We start from the raw sequence: 14,310 nt of genomic DNA on the forward strand, positions 1-14,310 counted from the left end.
TTTATCTCTCCTTTTATTTTAGTAATTCCAACACTTTCTCTATAACTTCCTCAGGGCTGCAGTCCACCTGCGCACCCGCCGTGGTTAGATGTCCGCCCCCGCCCAGTTTTTCCATAATTACTTGTACGTTGATTTCCCCCAAAGATCTGGCGCTTATTACTGTTTTTCCCTGTGAAGTTCTTCCTGCCACAAAGGAAGCTTTAATGTCCTTGATAGTCAAAAGCTCATCTGCAACCTGAGAATTTACTACCTGCGCATCTTCATTGCAGCCTTCACAGATGGAGGTTGCAACGCCTTTTTCGTGAAAGTCCGCAGCTGCAATACACTTTGCACGAATCTTAAATGCCTCCAGATCAGTCTGGAAAAATCGCTTTACTTCTGCAGTGTCTGCGCCGGATCGTCTGAGCCATGCCGCAGCCTCAAAAGTTCTGACGCCGGTCTTTACAGCAAAGCGGTTAGTATCGATTGTCATTCCTGCAAGGAGCGCTTCTGCCTCCAGCTTAATAAGTGTTTTCTTTGGCGCTGCATACTGCAGAATCTCGCTGACCAGCTCTGCTGTTGAAGAAGCGTAGGATTCAATATAGGACAAAATCGGATTTTCCACATAATCCTCTGCTTTTCTGTGATGATCGATAACCACAATTCGCTCTGTCATTGTAAGCAAATTTCTGTTTTCAACATAACTAGGTCTATGGGTATCTACTATAATCAACAGCGTGTCTTCATCAGCCAGGCTTTCAGCTTTTTTGTTGTTAACAAAAATATAATTATCGCTTTCTTTAGCCTGCTCATAAATTTCCTGCAAAGATCCTATCACTTCATCAAGAAGAATATATGCAGTTCTGCCGCACATAGCGCACAGTCTGTGAATGCCCAGCGCCGAGCCAAAGCAGTCCATATCCGGGTGAACATGACCCATGATGATCACTTTCTTTGACTGCTCAATCAGCTGTTTCAATGCATGGGCGATAACTCTGGATTTTCCTTTGTTTCCCTTCTCTACAGTCTGCATTTTCCCGCCATAATACTCGATTTTGCTGACACGTTTAATGACAGCCTGATCGCCTCCGCGTCCTCGTGCAAGATCCATAGCGGCTCTGGAGTATTCCTCTGTGGTAATCAGGTTCTTTCCTCCAACGCCTACCCCGATACTCAGACTCATCGGAAAATCCGCTTCCGTCTCAATCTGTCTAATCTCGTCCAAAATACCAAACTTATTTTCGATAATATTCTCTAAATGAGAATACTGGCAGTACATGACATACTGTGAATTGTTCAGTTTGTTGATAGAGCCTTCGTTTTTGGCAGCCCACTGACGAATCACACTATCGGCAGCAGCGGTAATGCGCATCCGCATTTCTGGCAGAGTGCTGGCCTCAAACTCATCGTAATTATCTATAACGATTCTAAGCACGCATACGCGTTCATCGTTATACCGATCTTTCAAATTCTCAAAGTTGGTTATATCATAGAAAAATACCAAAAGGTTCGCGTCCTCTTCCCCACTTTCTCTACTGATAATCAGCTTAAATTGCTTCCCGTTTCTTTCCAGAAAGAAGTGTGTTCCCTCGTCCACCTTACTATATAAATCAGAGGTCTTTATTCCGGTTAAGGCAAAAAAGTCCGCATCTTCAATTCCGTCATAAATAAACACATCTCCGATGTGCTCATTGGCGCTTACCACTTTCCCTTTACTGTTAATAATGCAGACAGGTAAAGGTATTTTAGATGAAATTTCTTTTTCAAACAAAATTTTTGCCATTTCTCGTCCCTCTTTTTAGCGCATAAAACCAGTGCAATATACATTAATATATCACATTAGCTGGTTTTCTTCGTGTTGTTTCTGTGATAATTCCCTAGGGATTACTCATAGGGTTTACAGTATAGTATACCACATTTTCTAAATTTGGTCTACCTCTAATGCACCACCGCACTTTGCACACCGGTATTTTTGCGGTTCATCCACGACCCTGCTTTTTCTCATACGATAGCTGGTACTACCGCATCTTTTGCAGCGAATACAATATTTATAATGAACCCTTTGCTCCGCTGCCGGAGTTGTTATTCCCAGCTCTTCTGAGGTGCTCATTCTTTGTATGTGGTATCCGTATGTCTGATTCACCATTTTAGCCAGTTTTTTCCATTTTGTTCCATGGTTGAAGCAGCCTGGACAGGTGTGGAGCAACTCATGAAGGATGACCTGCTTCAAAGCTTTATCTCTGGCATCTGCTAGCGCAGTGGAAATCTCAATTCGGAAAACCTGTCCAAGACCTTTTTTCTCTACCTTGCAGCAGCCAAGTCTCTTTTTGGCCCTGTGGTTCGCTTTAATTTCCAGTATTTTACTTGAAGGTTTAATACCTATGCTGCGCAGTTCTTCCTCTGCCTCTTTCATCAACACTCTGATTCTATGTTCAAATTCTATCATACTCTTCATCCTGATATAGCAAAATGCCTCTTGCTTCAAGAGGCATTTCCTTGATGTTTCATGTGAAACAAATATTATAATTCCACAGATTTCAATAATTCTATTAAACGATTTAATTCTTCCGCACTATAATACTCTAATTCAATCTTTCCTTTTTTCCCTTTTTGCTCGATGGAAACTCTAGTGCCGAAAATGTTTTTTAGTTCATTCTCTACGTGAACCGTATCTGCACTCTTCACTTTTTTTACAGGTCGCTTCTTTGGTTTTCCCGCAGCCTGTACCAACTGCTCTATCTTACGAACAGACAGTCCTTCTTCTATTATTTTTCTGCAAAGCTCTGCCTGCAACTTTTTATCGCTTATCGAAATGAGCGCTCTTGCATGTCCGGTTGAAATTTTTCCTTCCGTTACTAAATCTTGAATTTGAGGCGGCAGTTTTAAAAGACGCAGCGCATTGGTAATGTACGGTCTGCTTTTGCTGACACTTTTGGAAACTTCCTCCTGCGTCAAGCCGTAGGTTTTAATCATCTGATTCAGTCCTTCCGCTTCCTCAATCGGATTCAGATCTTCACGCTGCATATTCTCTATAATTGCAATGAGCATATTCTCTTCATCGTTAAACTTACGAATCAGACATGGGACTTCTTTCAGTGCTGCTTTTCTGGCAGCTCGCCATCTTCTTTCACCGGCAACAATCTCATACCCAGTACTGCTCTTTCTAACTACCAGTGGCTGAATGATTCCATGTTCTAAAATTGAATCAGACAGCTCGCTGATTTTTTCCTCATTGAATACCTTTCGTGGTTGATTTTCGTTGGGTTTGATATCATTAATATTAATATATACTACTGCGTTTTCTTCATCTGCCATAGTAGGTGCTTTCACAGTCTCTTCTGGCTGCACCACTGGCGCCTGATCAGCAAACAGCGCATCAAGTCCTCTTCCCAGTCCCCTGTTCTTTGTCTTTCCTGATGCCATTATTTATTTTCCTCCCACTCCAGAAATTCTTCCGCAAAGTCACGATATGCTTCTGCTCCCTTAGATTTTGGGTCATACTCTGTAATTGCCATACCGAAACTAGGTGCTTCTGCCAGTCTGATGTTTCTAGGAATTACTGTTGAATAAACTTTAGAGCCGAAATACTTCTTTACTTCCTGTACAACCTGAATAGATAAATTTGTTCTGCCGTCGAACATACTTAAAATAACTCCTTCAATTTCCAGGGAAGTATTGAGGCTCTTTTTTACAAGTTCAATTGTATTCACCAGCTGACTTACACCTTCCAGCGCATAAAACTCACACTGAATTGGAATCAGCACACTTTCTACAGCTGTCAACGAGTTTATCGTCAAAAGTCCCAGCGATGGGGGGCAGTCGATAAAGATATAGTCATAGAAGTCCTTAACCTTCTCTATCGCTTTTCGCAGACGTCTTTCTCTGCCTTCCAGGGCTACCATTTCAATTTCTGCACCAACTAAATCAATGCTGGCCGGAATAATATCCAGATTTTCTATATTCGTATGAATAATCGCTTTGCGGGTGTCAAAGTTATCTTCAATGAGCAGGTCATATACCGTATAAGGTAAATCCTTTTTAGAAATACCGATTCCGCTGGTAGTATTTCCCTGCGGGTCTATATCCAGCATTAGGATTTTCTTATCTTTCAGCGCCAAACTTGCACCTAAATTGATATTGGTTGTAGTCTTACCTACGCCACCCTTCTGATTAAATATTGCAATTGCTTTTCCCAATGTTTTTCCTCCTGCAAAGAATGTACTATAGACATTATATATGATTCGCTGCAATTTTGCTACTGTTTTACGAAAAAAAATCAATGATGTTTCACGTGAAACATCATTGATTTTTTGGTATCACGATTTTTAGTTCTATATATTCACCCTTATCCTCTTCTGTCATCTTAGAATTCTCCTCCATATCGTGAATTTGTGCAAAAGCTTTTCGAATTGTGTTAGTATAAATTTTATAGCTGATATAATTAATTTTTCTTCTGTTCCTATATTCTGCTTCATCTTTTGTCAGATAATCATCAATCAATTTTTCTGTCTGCTTTACATTGAGATTGTGACTGATTACCCTTTGAAGAATTTTTTCTCGAATTACTGAATCCTCTATTTTAAGCAGCGCTCTGGCGTGTCGTTCCGTCAGCTTTGCTTCAATCAGCTTTTGCTGTATATCAGGTGGGAGCGTAAGGATTCTCAATTTGTTAGAAATTGTAGACTGACGCTTTCCAATCTTCTCAGAAAGTTCTCCTTGTGTCAGACCAAAATCCTCGATCAGTTTTCTATAGGCATAAGCCTCTTCTATGTAGCTGAGATTTTCTCTTTGAACATTTTCTACTACCGCAATCAATGCTGTATCCTTATCGTCGAAGTCTTTAATTAGAGCTGGAATCTTCGTGAGCCCTGCAAGCTTTGCAGCACGAAGTCTTCTCTCCCCTGCAATAAGAAAAAAAGACCCACTTTTATCTTTTTTGACAATTATCGGCTGCAATACCCCATATTCAGCAATAGAATTTTTAAGATCGTTCAATTCCTCTTCCGCAAAATGCTTTCTCGGCTGCTCCGGATTGGCTCTGATGGAACCTATAGGTAGTTCCACACTTTTCCTTTGTAACATATAATCCCCCTTTCTTTTCCTAATAACAGCATACCATGTTTTCCAGGGAAATGTAGAAAAAATGCCCAACAAAAAAACCCATATTCTATCACAATATGGGCTCTTTCACCGGAGTTCCTGCTTTTCTAGGATATTTCGCAGGAGTATCTTTAATCTTTTCAATTACGACTATATTATGTTCGTATCCTTCCAGCGGCGTTGATTCTATTCGTATGATTTTCCCGCCAAGTATTTTAATAGCTTTTTCCGCATTCTTCAGTTCCTCTTCCGCATCAGGACCTTTATATGCAAGGAGATATCCACCCTTTCTGATAAAAGGAAGACAATATTCTGCAAGTACCGCCATATTAGCAACAGCTCTGGAAACACAAAGATCAAATCGTTCCCTATAATTCTTATTCCTTGCTAGCTCTTCTGCTCTTCCATGAATCGTTTCAACATTATATATTCCCAGCTTTCCAGTTAAATCGTCGATTACTTTTAATCTTTTGTTCAGAGAATCCGCCAAAAGGAACTCCTTATCGGGACTAACGATAGAAAGAGGTACGCCCGGAAACCCTGCTCCTGTCCCTACATCTATGACGCTCTCACTGTTTTGATATTCTGGAAAACCAACGCAAAGTATGGAATCGACCAAATGCTTTACTATAAATTCATCTCTGTCTTTAATCGCAGTCAGATTAATCTTTTCGTTCCATTCCAAAATGCCTTCCATATAGCCGACAAATTTCTCTTCCATATCCTGTTCCCATGGAATCTGCAATTGTTCAAATGCTTCAGTTAATGCTTTCATATTATGCTTTCTTTCTTCTGATCTTTTCTAAATAAACTAAAATTACATTAATATCTGCCGGGGATACACCGGAAATGCGAGATGCCTGCCCTACTGATCTAGGTTTCAGCTGGTTCAGCTTCTGCACTGCTTCCAGACGAAGCCCTTCAATGTCAGTATAGTCTAGTTTCTCATCAAGGGCCTTATTCTCAAGTTTTTTAAACTTTTCAATCTGCGCCATCTGCTTAGCAATATATCCTTCATATTTGATCTGCACTTCCAGCTGAGTCTTTGCATGAGAAGTCAGCGCTCTTCGAGAAGGATCTATCACTGCCATATTTTCATAGGTTACTTCCGGACGTTTCAGAAGTTCTGCCAAAGTTGCCTTATTCTGCAGCGGTGCACTGCCTACACTTTCTAAAAATGCATTCGCATCTTTCGGATAAATATAAGTCGTTTCCATTCTCTGACGTTCTTCTTCCACAATTCTCTTCTTTTCGAGGAATTTGTCATATCTTTCTTTATCTGCCAATCCTAACCTGTAAGATTTTTCCGTTAAACGCAAATCTGCATTGTCTTGCCTCAAAACCAGTCTATATTCCGCTCTGCTGGTCATAATTCTGTAAGGTTCATTTGTACCTTTAGTCACGAGATCGTCGATGAGAACGCCAATATAAGCCTCACTTCTGTCCAGAATCAGCGGTTCATTTCCATTTATTTCCAGAGAAGCGTTAATTCCCGCCATTAATCCTTGTGCAGCTGCTTCCTCATAACCGGAACTTCCATTAAACTGACCAGCGCAAAATAAATTCTTAATCATTCTATTTTCTAAATTAGGTTTTAAATCAAGCGGGTCAATGCAATCATATTCAATTGCATAAGCAGGTCTTGTGATAATAATATTTTCAAGCCCTGGTATAGTATGATAAAATTGTTCTTGCACATCTTCAGGTAAACTGGAAGACATACCTTGGATATACATTTCTTCAGTATCCAGTCCCTCTGGCTCAATAAATGTCTGATGTCTCTCTTTATCTGCAAATCTGTTAATTTTATCTTCGATAGATGGACAATATCTAGGTCCTATACCTTCTATTTGTCCTCCAAATAAAGCAGATCGATGAAAGTTATTTCGAATCACAGTATGGGTTTCTTCATTGGTGTAAGTGAGCCAGCAAGAAACCTGCTCTTTTTCCAGCTCATCGTTCATAAAAGAAAAAGGTACAATTCTTTCATCGCCTTTCTGCTCTGTCATCTTTGTGTAATCAAAGGTAGAAGCAAGCGCTCTTGCCGGTGTCCCGGTTTTGAATCTGCGCAGCTTCATGCCATGTTTTTTCAGATTATCTGCAAGCTCTATAGAAGGTGCGAGTCCATTTGGACCGCTTGAATAAGCGCTGTCTCCAATAAAAATTTTACCACGCAAGAACGTGCCAGTAGCCAGCACCACTGCCTTCGCCTTATAATATGTATGCGTCATTGTAACTACACCGCATACTTTTCCCTCTTCTATGATCAAATCCACAATTTCAGCCTGCTTTACATGCAGATTTTCCTGCTGTTCTATGGTTTTCTTCATTTCAGTATGATATCTATGTTTATCAGCCTGCGCACGCAGCGAGTGCACCGCCGGTCCTTTTGCTGTATTTAACATTCTGCTTTGTATAAAGGTTTTATCAATATTTTTTCCCATTTCGCCGCCGAGAGCATCAATTTCTCGAACCAAGTGACCTTTACCAGTTCCTCCAATAGATGGATTGCAAGGCATCATGGCGATTGCTTCCAGATTAATGGTAAACAGCATTGTGCGATTACCCATACGTGCAGAAGCCAGTGCAGCTTCACATCCTGCGTGACCTGCACCAACAACAATAATATCGTATTCACCCATAAATACTTGTTCCATATTTCTCCTAACTTACTTTCCTAAACAAAATCTTGAAAAAACTTCATTGATAATATCATCCTGAACAGTCTCTCCTATAATCTCACCAAGAGACGCGTAGGCGCTGTTGATATCAATTTCAATAAACTCTAAAGCCTCTCCCATCTGTGTCATAGCAATCGCATCACCCAAAGATTTTTCAGCTTTAACCAAAATGTCTTTATGTCTCACATTGGTTACGATGAGACTATTATTTTGACTCACTTTTCCATCATACACCATAGAAACAATTTTTTCTTCGATGTCACCGATTCCCTCTTGCGTTTCCATAGAAGTTTTCATCACATAAGCATTTGGTAAAATGTCTCTAACTGCACTTTCATCAATTTTCGCAGGGAGATCAATTTTATTTAAAACTACAATTGTTTTCTTTTCATCAATTTGCTCCATAATTTCTCTGTCTTCCGCAGAAAAATCTTTACTGCAGTCTAAAATGAAAATAACTAAATCGGCTTGATTGAAAGATTCCTTTGATTTTTCAATACCGATTTGCTCTATAATATCACTGGTTTCTCTGATGCCGGCGGTATCGGTCAGTCTTACAGGGATTCCCTTTACACTGAGATACTCTTCAATGGTATCTCTGGTAGTTCCAGGAATTTCAGTTACAATAGCTCTGGACTCACGAAGAAGACTATTCATCAGTGAAGATTTTCCAACGTTAGGTTTTCCTATAATTGCTACTGCAAGTCCATCCTTTATAATTTTTCCTGTTTCTGCACTTGCCAACAAACGATTCACTTCGGATTTTACTTCTATTAAATCCGTTTCTAACTTTTCATAAGTAATTTCTTCGATATCCTCATCAGGATAGTCTATATTGACTGTGACATTTACTAAAATATCTACCAGTTTTTTTCTAATTTCTTTAATAGTACCGGAAAATACGCCTTCCAGCTGGTTCATTGCAACATTAAAGGTCTTGTCGGTCTTTGCGCGAATCACATCGATAACAGCTTCTGCCTGAGACAAATCGAGACGACCATTTAAAAATGCACGCTTGGTAAATTCTCCCGGCTCTGCCATTCTTGCACCACTTTGCAGTACCAGTTCCAAAGTCTTGCGCAGCGGCACCATGCCGCCATGGCAGTTGATTTCTACTACATCCTCTGTAGTGTAGGTCTTTGGACCTTTCATATAGACACAAAGTACTTCATCTATGATACTATTTGCCTGTGGATTTAGTATATGTCCATAGGACATTTTTCTATTTTCTAAGGATTCAGGATGTGCAGGACGAAATACACGTCTTAATATATTATAAGCATGTTCTCCACTGATTCTGATAATTCCAATACCGCCCTCTCCTGGTGCGGTTGCAATTGCAGCAATTGTATCTTCCATTTATTTCTCCTTGAAAAAAGAAGCCCGCATCTGCTGCGGGCTATAAATTATTTGAGCTCAATGATAACCCTTCTGTACGGATCTTGTCCCTCGCTTCTTGTTGTAACGCGGGAATTATGCTGAAGAGTTGCATGAATAACCTTACGTTCATAAGGATTCATCGGTTCAAGTCTTACACTTCTCTTAGTTTTTACTACTTTGTCGGCAAGTCTATTTGCTAATTTTTCGAGAGTCTTTTCTCTTTTAGCTCTGTAATTCTCTGCATCGACAACGACTCTAATGTAGTTTTCTGTATCTTTATTTACAACCAGACTTGTTAAATACTGAATTGCATCAAGGGTTTGTCCTCTTTTACCGATGATGGTACCAGAGTCTTTACCCTGAATATCAATAAATACATTTTCTTCATTTGCTCTTGCAGATATTTCAATTTCTAAACCCATCTGCTCTGTTACTTCATAAAGAAATTCTAGGGCGATATGATTTTCTACAGGAAAAAGTTCTCCTGCTTCTTTTTCTACAGAAGATTTTCTCTCAGGTCTTGCCTTTTTTTCAGTCTTCTCAGTTTTTGGCGCTTTTCTCGCCTCAGTCTTTGGTTTTTTGATTTCTTCAGAAGCCGGTTTCTTTACTTCAGAAACTACTTCTTTTACAGCAGGCTTTTCTTTTGGTTCTTCTACCGGTTTCTTCTTCTCAACTCTGACTAATGCCAGTTTAGAACCAATTCCAAAAAAACCTCTGGAAGGTTCTTCTAAAACCTTTACATCAACTTCGTCTATGGTCAATTTGAGTTCATCCAATGCCAGCTTTACAGCTGTTTCCACATCGGTTCCCCATTTTTCCGAAAACTCCATATTAATTTTTTCCTCCATAGCTCTTACTACTTCTTTTTCTTTTTGTTATTTTTTTTATTTTCTTTCAGAGCCTTTCTAAGCATGTTAAAACGCAAATTAAAGAAAATCTGAATAAACTGACTCATAAACCAGTAAATTGCAAGTCCAGAAGGATAAGATCTTGCTAACCATACAATCATAATCGGGAAGAAGTACTTCATCATGTTAGTCATGAAGTTACCTCCAGCCATCTGATTAGGATTGGTCTGCTGATTCATCCAGAAAGAGAAGAAAGTAGCAATACCAGCCGCTATTGGCAAAATCCACAAATCAGGCTGGCTTAGATCTTTAATCCACAAAAATGGTTCATGTATTGCAAAATACATACTTTCATCCGAAATGAAAATCATAGGGTTTCTGAGCAGTGCAAAGAGTCCCATAATGATAATCATCTGCACAATCATAGGCAGACAACCGCTCATAGGATTAAAACCTTCCTCTTTGTAAAGCTCTGCCATCTTTTCATTCAGAACTTCTTTTTGGTTTGCATATCTCCTCTGAAGCTCCTGAATCTTTGGCTGCATTTCAGCCATACCCGCAGTCGAAAAAATCTGTTTCTTATACACTGGATAAAGGGCAATTTTCACGATTAAGGTAACAATAATCAAACAAATGCCGTAATTTCCAATGATATTATACAGCTGCGTCAGAAGCCATCCCAAAGGAGTAGCTAATATGTTAAAGATAAACATTAAATTTCCTCCGTTATTTTAAAGGGTCATAGCCGCCGGGATTTCCCGGATGACACTTTAAAATTCGTTTTATTCCTAAGTAACTACCTTTGATTGCCCCGTATTTTTGCAGAGCCTGTATAAAATAGGTGGAGCAAGTAGGATAAAACCTACAGGTAGGCGGAAACAAGGGCGAAATACATTTCTGATATACCCGAATCAGGAAAATCATGATTCCTTTAAAAAATCTGCTGATATATTTCATGCTTTTTTCGTTACCCCGGTTCTTTTCAGTGCTGATTCTAAAGACTTCTTCACATCTTGGCACTTAGCGTTGACAATAGTATTTCTAGCAATAAAAATCAAATCATAGCCTTCCGGAATTTTAAAATCTGTCAGTCTAAAACTTTCTTTCATTAAACGTCTGGCTCTATTTCTTTTGACACTATTGCCAACTTTCTTGCTAGCTAAAAAAGCTTTTCTGGTGTAGGGAAGGTTATTTTTTCTGTAAAAAACGACCACATATCTGTCCCCTACAGATTTACCTCTATTATAAATAGACGTAAAGTCACTTTTTCTTCTTAAAACATTTTTTTTAAGCATTTCAAAATTAAGCAGTTAATTTTTTTCTGCCTTTTGCTCTTCTTCTCTTAAGAACGTTTCTGCCATTCTTGGTGCTCATTCTTTTTCTGAAGCCGTGCTCTTTCATTCTCTGTCTTTTTTTAGGCTGATAAGTCTGTTTCATTGGTTTTACCTCCTTATAAATTGTAAACTCATACGCAATCTAAATTCCAATATGCGCACATATGCCTTACTATTATACTTACAAAGGCTTGGCTTGTCAATGATTTTGTCTTTTTTTGTTCTTAAATAGCCATGCTGCTATATAAAAACAGGTATGTGCGTAAAATTATCCACAAGATATGGATAACTATATGGAAATTTTATTTTTCAACCTTTTAAATTTGTACTTGTATATGGATAACTTATTAGGTACAATAAAACTACACCATGAAATTGAGGGCAGAAAATGAAAAGTATATGGAATCAAGTTTTAAATATCATTGAAGAAAATACAACATCAATCAGCTATAATACCTGGTTTAAACCACTTAAAATCAACAACATTGACAAAAATGTAAAAATCGTCTATTTAGAAACCGATGAAGATTTTATTATCAAAGTTTTAAAAGACCGTTATTTACAGCTGATTGAGTCCAGTTTCAAAACTGTAACCGGAGAAGAATACCGCGTTGTAATCAAAAATAGCAGCGACTACGAATCCAGTAAGGAGGAGGCTCCGCAGCAGCCAGTTTTAATGGATCCAAAGCTGCGCAAGCAGAAAATTTTTAATCCAAGATACACCTTTGATAATTTTGTTGTAGGCGGCAGCAATAAGTATGCCCATGCAGCAGCCCTTGCCGTTGCCGAATCTCCATCGGAAGCATATAACCCGCTGTTCATCTATGGCGGTTCCGGACTTGGAAAAACGCATCTGATGAATGCTATTGGTATTTATCTTCTGGAAAACAACGAGAATCTCAACGTTCTCTACGTATCTTCCGAGATGTTTACCAATGAGTTTATCAAGGCGCTGGGAGAAAACAAAACCAGAGAATTTAAAAACAAATACAGAAAAGTCGATGTACTTCTCATCGATGATATCCAGTTCCTGGAGGGAAAAGATACCATGCAGGAAGAATTCTTCCATACCTTTAATTCTCTGTATGATCTAAATAAGCAGATTGTCATTTCCAGTGACCGGGCGCCGAATAAACTGGACAAACTGGAAGAACGACTGAGATCCAGATTTATGTGGAACCTGATTGCTGATTTACAGCCGGCTGACTATGAAACAAGAGTTGCAATTTTAATGAAAAAAGCAGAAAATGCCAACATTGAAATGGACGACGAATTATACGAAGTCATTTGTCTCATCGCTGAAAAAATCAAAGATAACATCAGAGAACTGGAAGGTGCCTTTAATAGAATCGTTAGTTTTTCCACCCTTATGGAAGAAAAAATCGATAAAACCTTTGCAAAAAGAATTCTCAAGGACATCATTCAAAACAACGGAACCAGTCCTACTCCTGAGAAAATCAAAACCATTGTCAGCAGATACTTTAAAATCAAGGTTTCTGATATGGAGAGCTCTAAGAGAACCAGCAATATTGCATTTCCAAGACAGATTGCCATGTATCTCTGCAGAGAATTAACCGATTATTCCCTTCCTAAGATTGGAAATCTCTTTGGCGGCAGACACTACACTACAGTTATGCATGCCTGTGACAAAATTCAGGATGAAATAAAAAGCAATGAATCAGTCAAAGAAATTATAGAAAACCTAAAAAAGGATATTTCTGAATAACTTTTACAGCTTATCCACAAATTTTTAACTTTAAATTTTTAAGATATTGCAAGGGGCAGAAAAGTTATCCACAGAATCCACAGCCCCTACTACTATTACTACTAAATTAATATAAGAAAAAGATGGCATTTCGGAGGTTTTAAGTATGAAATTCACATGCAACCAATCAGTTCTCACCAAAGCATTAAATATCGTGTCCAAAGCGGTCACATCGAGAACCACTATTCCAATTTTAAAAGGTATCCTTTTAGAAGTATCTGATAACGGCACATTAAAAATGTCAGCCTCAGATTTAGATATTACGATAGAAGAAACAATTGAAGTTGAAAACACCGAAAGCGGTTCCATTGTAGTACAGTCAAAACTTTTTGGCGATATTATCAGAAAGCTTCCTAATGCCGATGTCAGTGTGGAACAGGAAGAAGGAAATGTAATCATCAAATGCATGAATTCTCAGTTCAGTATCATAGGTCTTTCTCCTGATGAATTTCCAAATATAAAAGATATAGAAGAAAATCAAGACAATATCGTATTCAATAAAACAATTTTAAAAGAGATGATTAGAAAAACATCTTTTGCTGCCAGCATTGATGAATCAAAAGGTGTTATTACAGGTATTCTTATTGAGCTTTTAGCAGATGGTATAAACATGGTTGCAATCGATGGCTACAGAATGGCAATCACCAGAGAAGCTATGATTAATAAAGAAGAAAAGAACGTCATTATTTCTGCAAAAATTATGAACGAAATCAGTAAGATTTTAAGTGATGCATCAGAAGAAGATGAAAATGTAAAACTTTTCATGAGTGATAAAAAAGCTATCTTTATGATTGGCAGCGTAAAGGTTGTCCTCAGACTTCTTGACGGTGAATTCATCAAATACAAGGATGTGCTTCCAAAAGACAATAAAATAAAAGTGAAAGTCAACAAAGGAGATTTGATGGAAAGTATAGAAAGAGCTTCCTTGCTTTCTAAAGAAGGAAAGAACAATCTCATTAAAATGTCCATCAAAGATACCATCGTTACCATCACTTCTAAGTCTGAAGAGGGAAATGTAAAAGAAGAAGTTATCATTTCTAAAGAAGGAGAAGATTTGGATATCGGATTCAATGCAAAATATGTCCTCGACGTGATGAAATCTATCGATGATGAAGAAGTATATATGTACTTCAACACACCAATTACCCCTTGCCTTGTAGAGCCAATTGAAGGGGAAGCATTTGAATACTTGATTCTTCCTGTTAGAATCACCAACAATTAAT

General features: G+C 38.5%; 15 protein-coding genes. 2 read left to right on the top strand and 13 right to left on the bottom strand.

Annotation, left to right across the window (positions count from 1 at the left end):
* Nucleotides 1–13: 13 nt before the first annotated feature.
* From V1225_RS02470 to rpmH, 13 genes are all read right to left on the bottom strand, one after another.
* Entirely contained in the window at nucleotides 14–1,762 is a 1,749-nt protein-coding gene (locus tag V1225_RS02470; RefSeq protein WP_251614023.1) for a DHH family phosphoesterase, read from the bottom strand.
* A 138-nt stretch (nucleotides 1,763–1,900) separates the two neighbouring features.
* A complete protein-coding gene (locus V1225_RS02475; RefSeq protein WP_160200995.1) occupies nucleotides 1,901–2,425 on the bottom strand; it encodes a SprT-like domain-containing protein in 525 nt (174 codons plus the stop codon).
* A 74-nt stretch (nucleotides 2,426–2,499) separates the two neighbouring features.
* On the bottom strand, nucleotides 2,500–3,402 hold the full coding sequence (locus tag V1225_RS02480; protein WP_338547512.1) for a ParB/RepB/Spo0J family partition protein: 903 nt from the start codon (nucleotides 3,400–3,402) through the stop codon (nucleotides 2,500–2,502).
* Entirely contained in the window at nucleotides 3,402–4,175 is a 774-nt protein-coding gene (locus tag V1225_RS02485; protein WP_160200997.1) for an AAA family ATPase, read from the bottom strand. Before V1225_RS02485 ends, V1225_RS02480 begins: the two co-directional genes overlap by 1 nt.
* A 103-nt stretch (nucleotides 4,176–4,278) precedes the next feature.
* Nucleotides 4,279–5,061: a ParB/RepB/Spo0J family partition protein gene (locus V1225_RS02490; RefSeq protein ID WP_251631507.1), complete on the bottom strand. Its 783-nt coding sequence runs from the start codon at nucleotides 5,059–5,061 to the stop codon at nucleotides 4,279–4,281.
* Nucleotides 5,062–5,149: 88 nt separating this feature from the next.
* Nucleotides 5,150–5,854, bottom strand: a complete 705-nt coding sequence (gene rsmG / locus V1225_RS02495) for a 16S rRNA (guanine(527)-N(7))-methyltransferase RsmG (protein ID WP_338547515.1) — start codon at nucleotides 5,852–5,854, stop codon at nucleotides 5,150–5,152.
* A gap of 1 nt (nucleotide 5,855) precedes the next feature.
* A complete protein-coding gene (gene mnmG / locus V1225_RS02500) occupies nucleotides 5,856–7,736 on the bottom strand; it encodes a tRNA uridine-5-carboxymethylaminomethyl(34) synthesis enzyme MnmG (protein WP_338547516.1) in 1,881 nt (626 codons plus the stop codon).
* A gap of 12 nt (nucleotides 7,737–7,748) precedes the next feature.
* Complete coding sequence (gene mnmE, locus V1225_RS02505; RefSeq protein WP_338547517.1) at nucleotides 7,749–9,119, bottom strand: tRNA uridine-5-carboxymethylaminomethyl(34) synthesis GTPase MnmE; 1,371 nt, start codon at nucleotides 9,117–9,119, stop codon at nucleotides 7,749–7,751.
* A gap of 47 nt (nucleotides 9,120–9,166) precedes the next feature.
* Nucleotides 9,167–9,988: an RNA-binding cell elongation regulator Jag/EloR gene (gene jag, locus V1225_RS02510; RefSeq protein ID WP_338547518.1), complete on the bottom strand. Its 822-nt coding sequence runs from the start codon at nucleotides 9,986–9,988 to the stop codon at nucleotides 9,167–9,169.
* 8 nt (nucleotides 9,989–9,996) lie between these two features.
* A complete protein-coding gene (locus V1225_RS02515; protein ID WP_160201003.1) occupies nucleotides 9,997–10,701 on the bottom strand; it encodes a YidC/Oxa1 family membrane protein insertase in 705 nt (234 codons plus the stop codon).
* Between the two features lie 13 nt (nucleotides 10,702–10,714).
* A complete protein-coding gene (gene yidD, locus V1225_RS02520) occupies nucleotides 10,715–10,945 on the bottom strand; it encodes a membrane protein insertion efficiency factor YidD (protein ID WP_160201004.1) in 231 nt (76 codons plus the stop codon).
* Nucleotides 10,942–11,283 carry a ribonuclease P protein component gene (rnpA, locus tag V1225_RS02525; RefSeq protein ID WP_160201005.1) on the bottom strand — a complete coding sequence of 114 codons (342 nt, stop codon included), beginning with the start codon at nucleotides 11,281–11,283 and terminating at the stop codon, nucleotides 10,942–10,944. The genes yidD and rnpA overlap by 4 nt, the downstream gene beginning before the upstream one ends.
* A gap of 7 nt (nucleotides 11,284–11,290) precedes the next feature.
* Complete coding sequence (rpmH, locus tag V1225_RS02530; RefSeq protein WP_160201006.1) at nucleotides 11,291–11,425, bottom strand: 50S ribosomal protein L34; 135 nt, start codon at nucleotides 11,423–11,425, stop codon at nucleotides 11,291–11,293.
* Between the two features lie 285 nt (nucleotides 11,426–11,710).
* Here rpmH and dnaA point away from each other — a divergent pair, with 285 nt between their 5' ends.
* Nucleotides 11,711–13,048: a chromosomal replication initiator protein DnaA gene (gene dnaA, locus V1225_RS02535; RefSeq protein WP_160201007.1), complete on the top strand. Its 1,338-nt coding sequence runs from the start codon at nucleotides 11,711–11,713 to the stop codon at nucleotides 13,046–13,048.
* 145 nt (nucleotides 13,049–13,193) lie between these two features.
* Nucleotides 13,194–14,309 (top strand): DNA polymerase III subunit beta, encoded by a 1,116-nt coding sequence (gene dnaN, locus V1225_RS02540; protein ID WP_161908787.1) that lies wholly within the window; start codon nucleotides 13,194–13,196, stop codon nucleotides 14,307–14,309.
* The last annotated feature ends 1 nt before the right edge of the window (nucleotide 14,310 follow it).

Source organism: Emergencia sp. JLR.KK010 (assembly GCF_037018265.1).
Classification (GTDB): Bacteria; Bacillota; Clostridia; order Peptostreptococcales; family Anaerovoracaceae; genus Senimuribacter; species Senimuribacter intestinalis.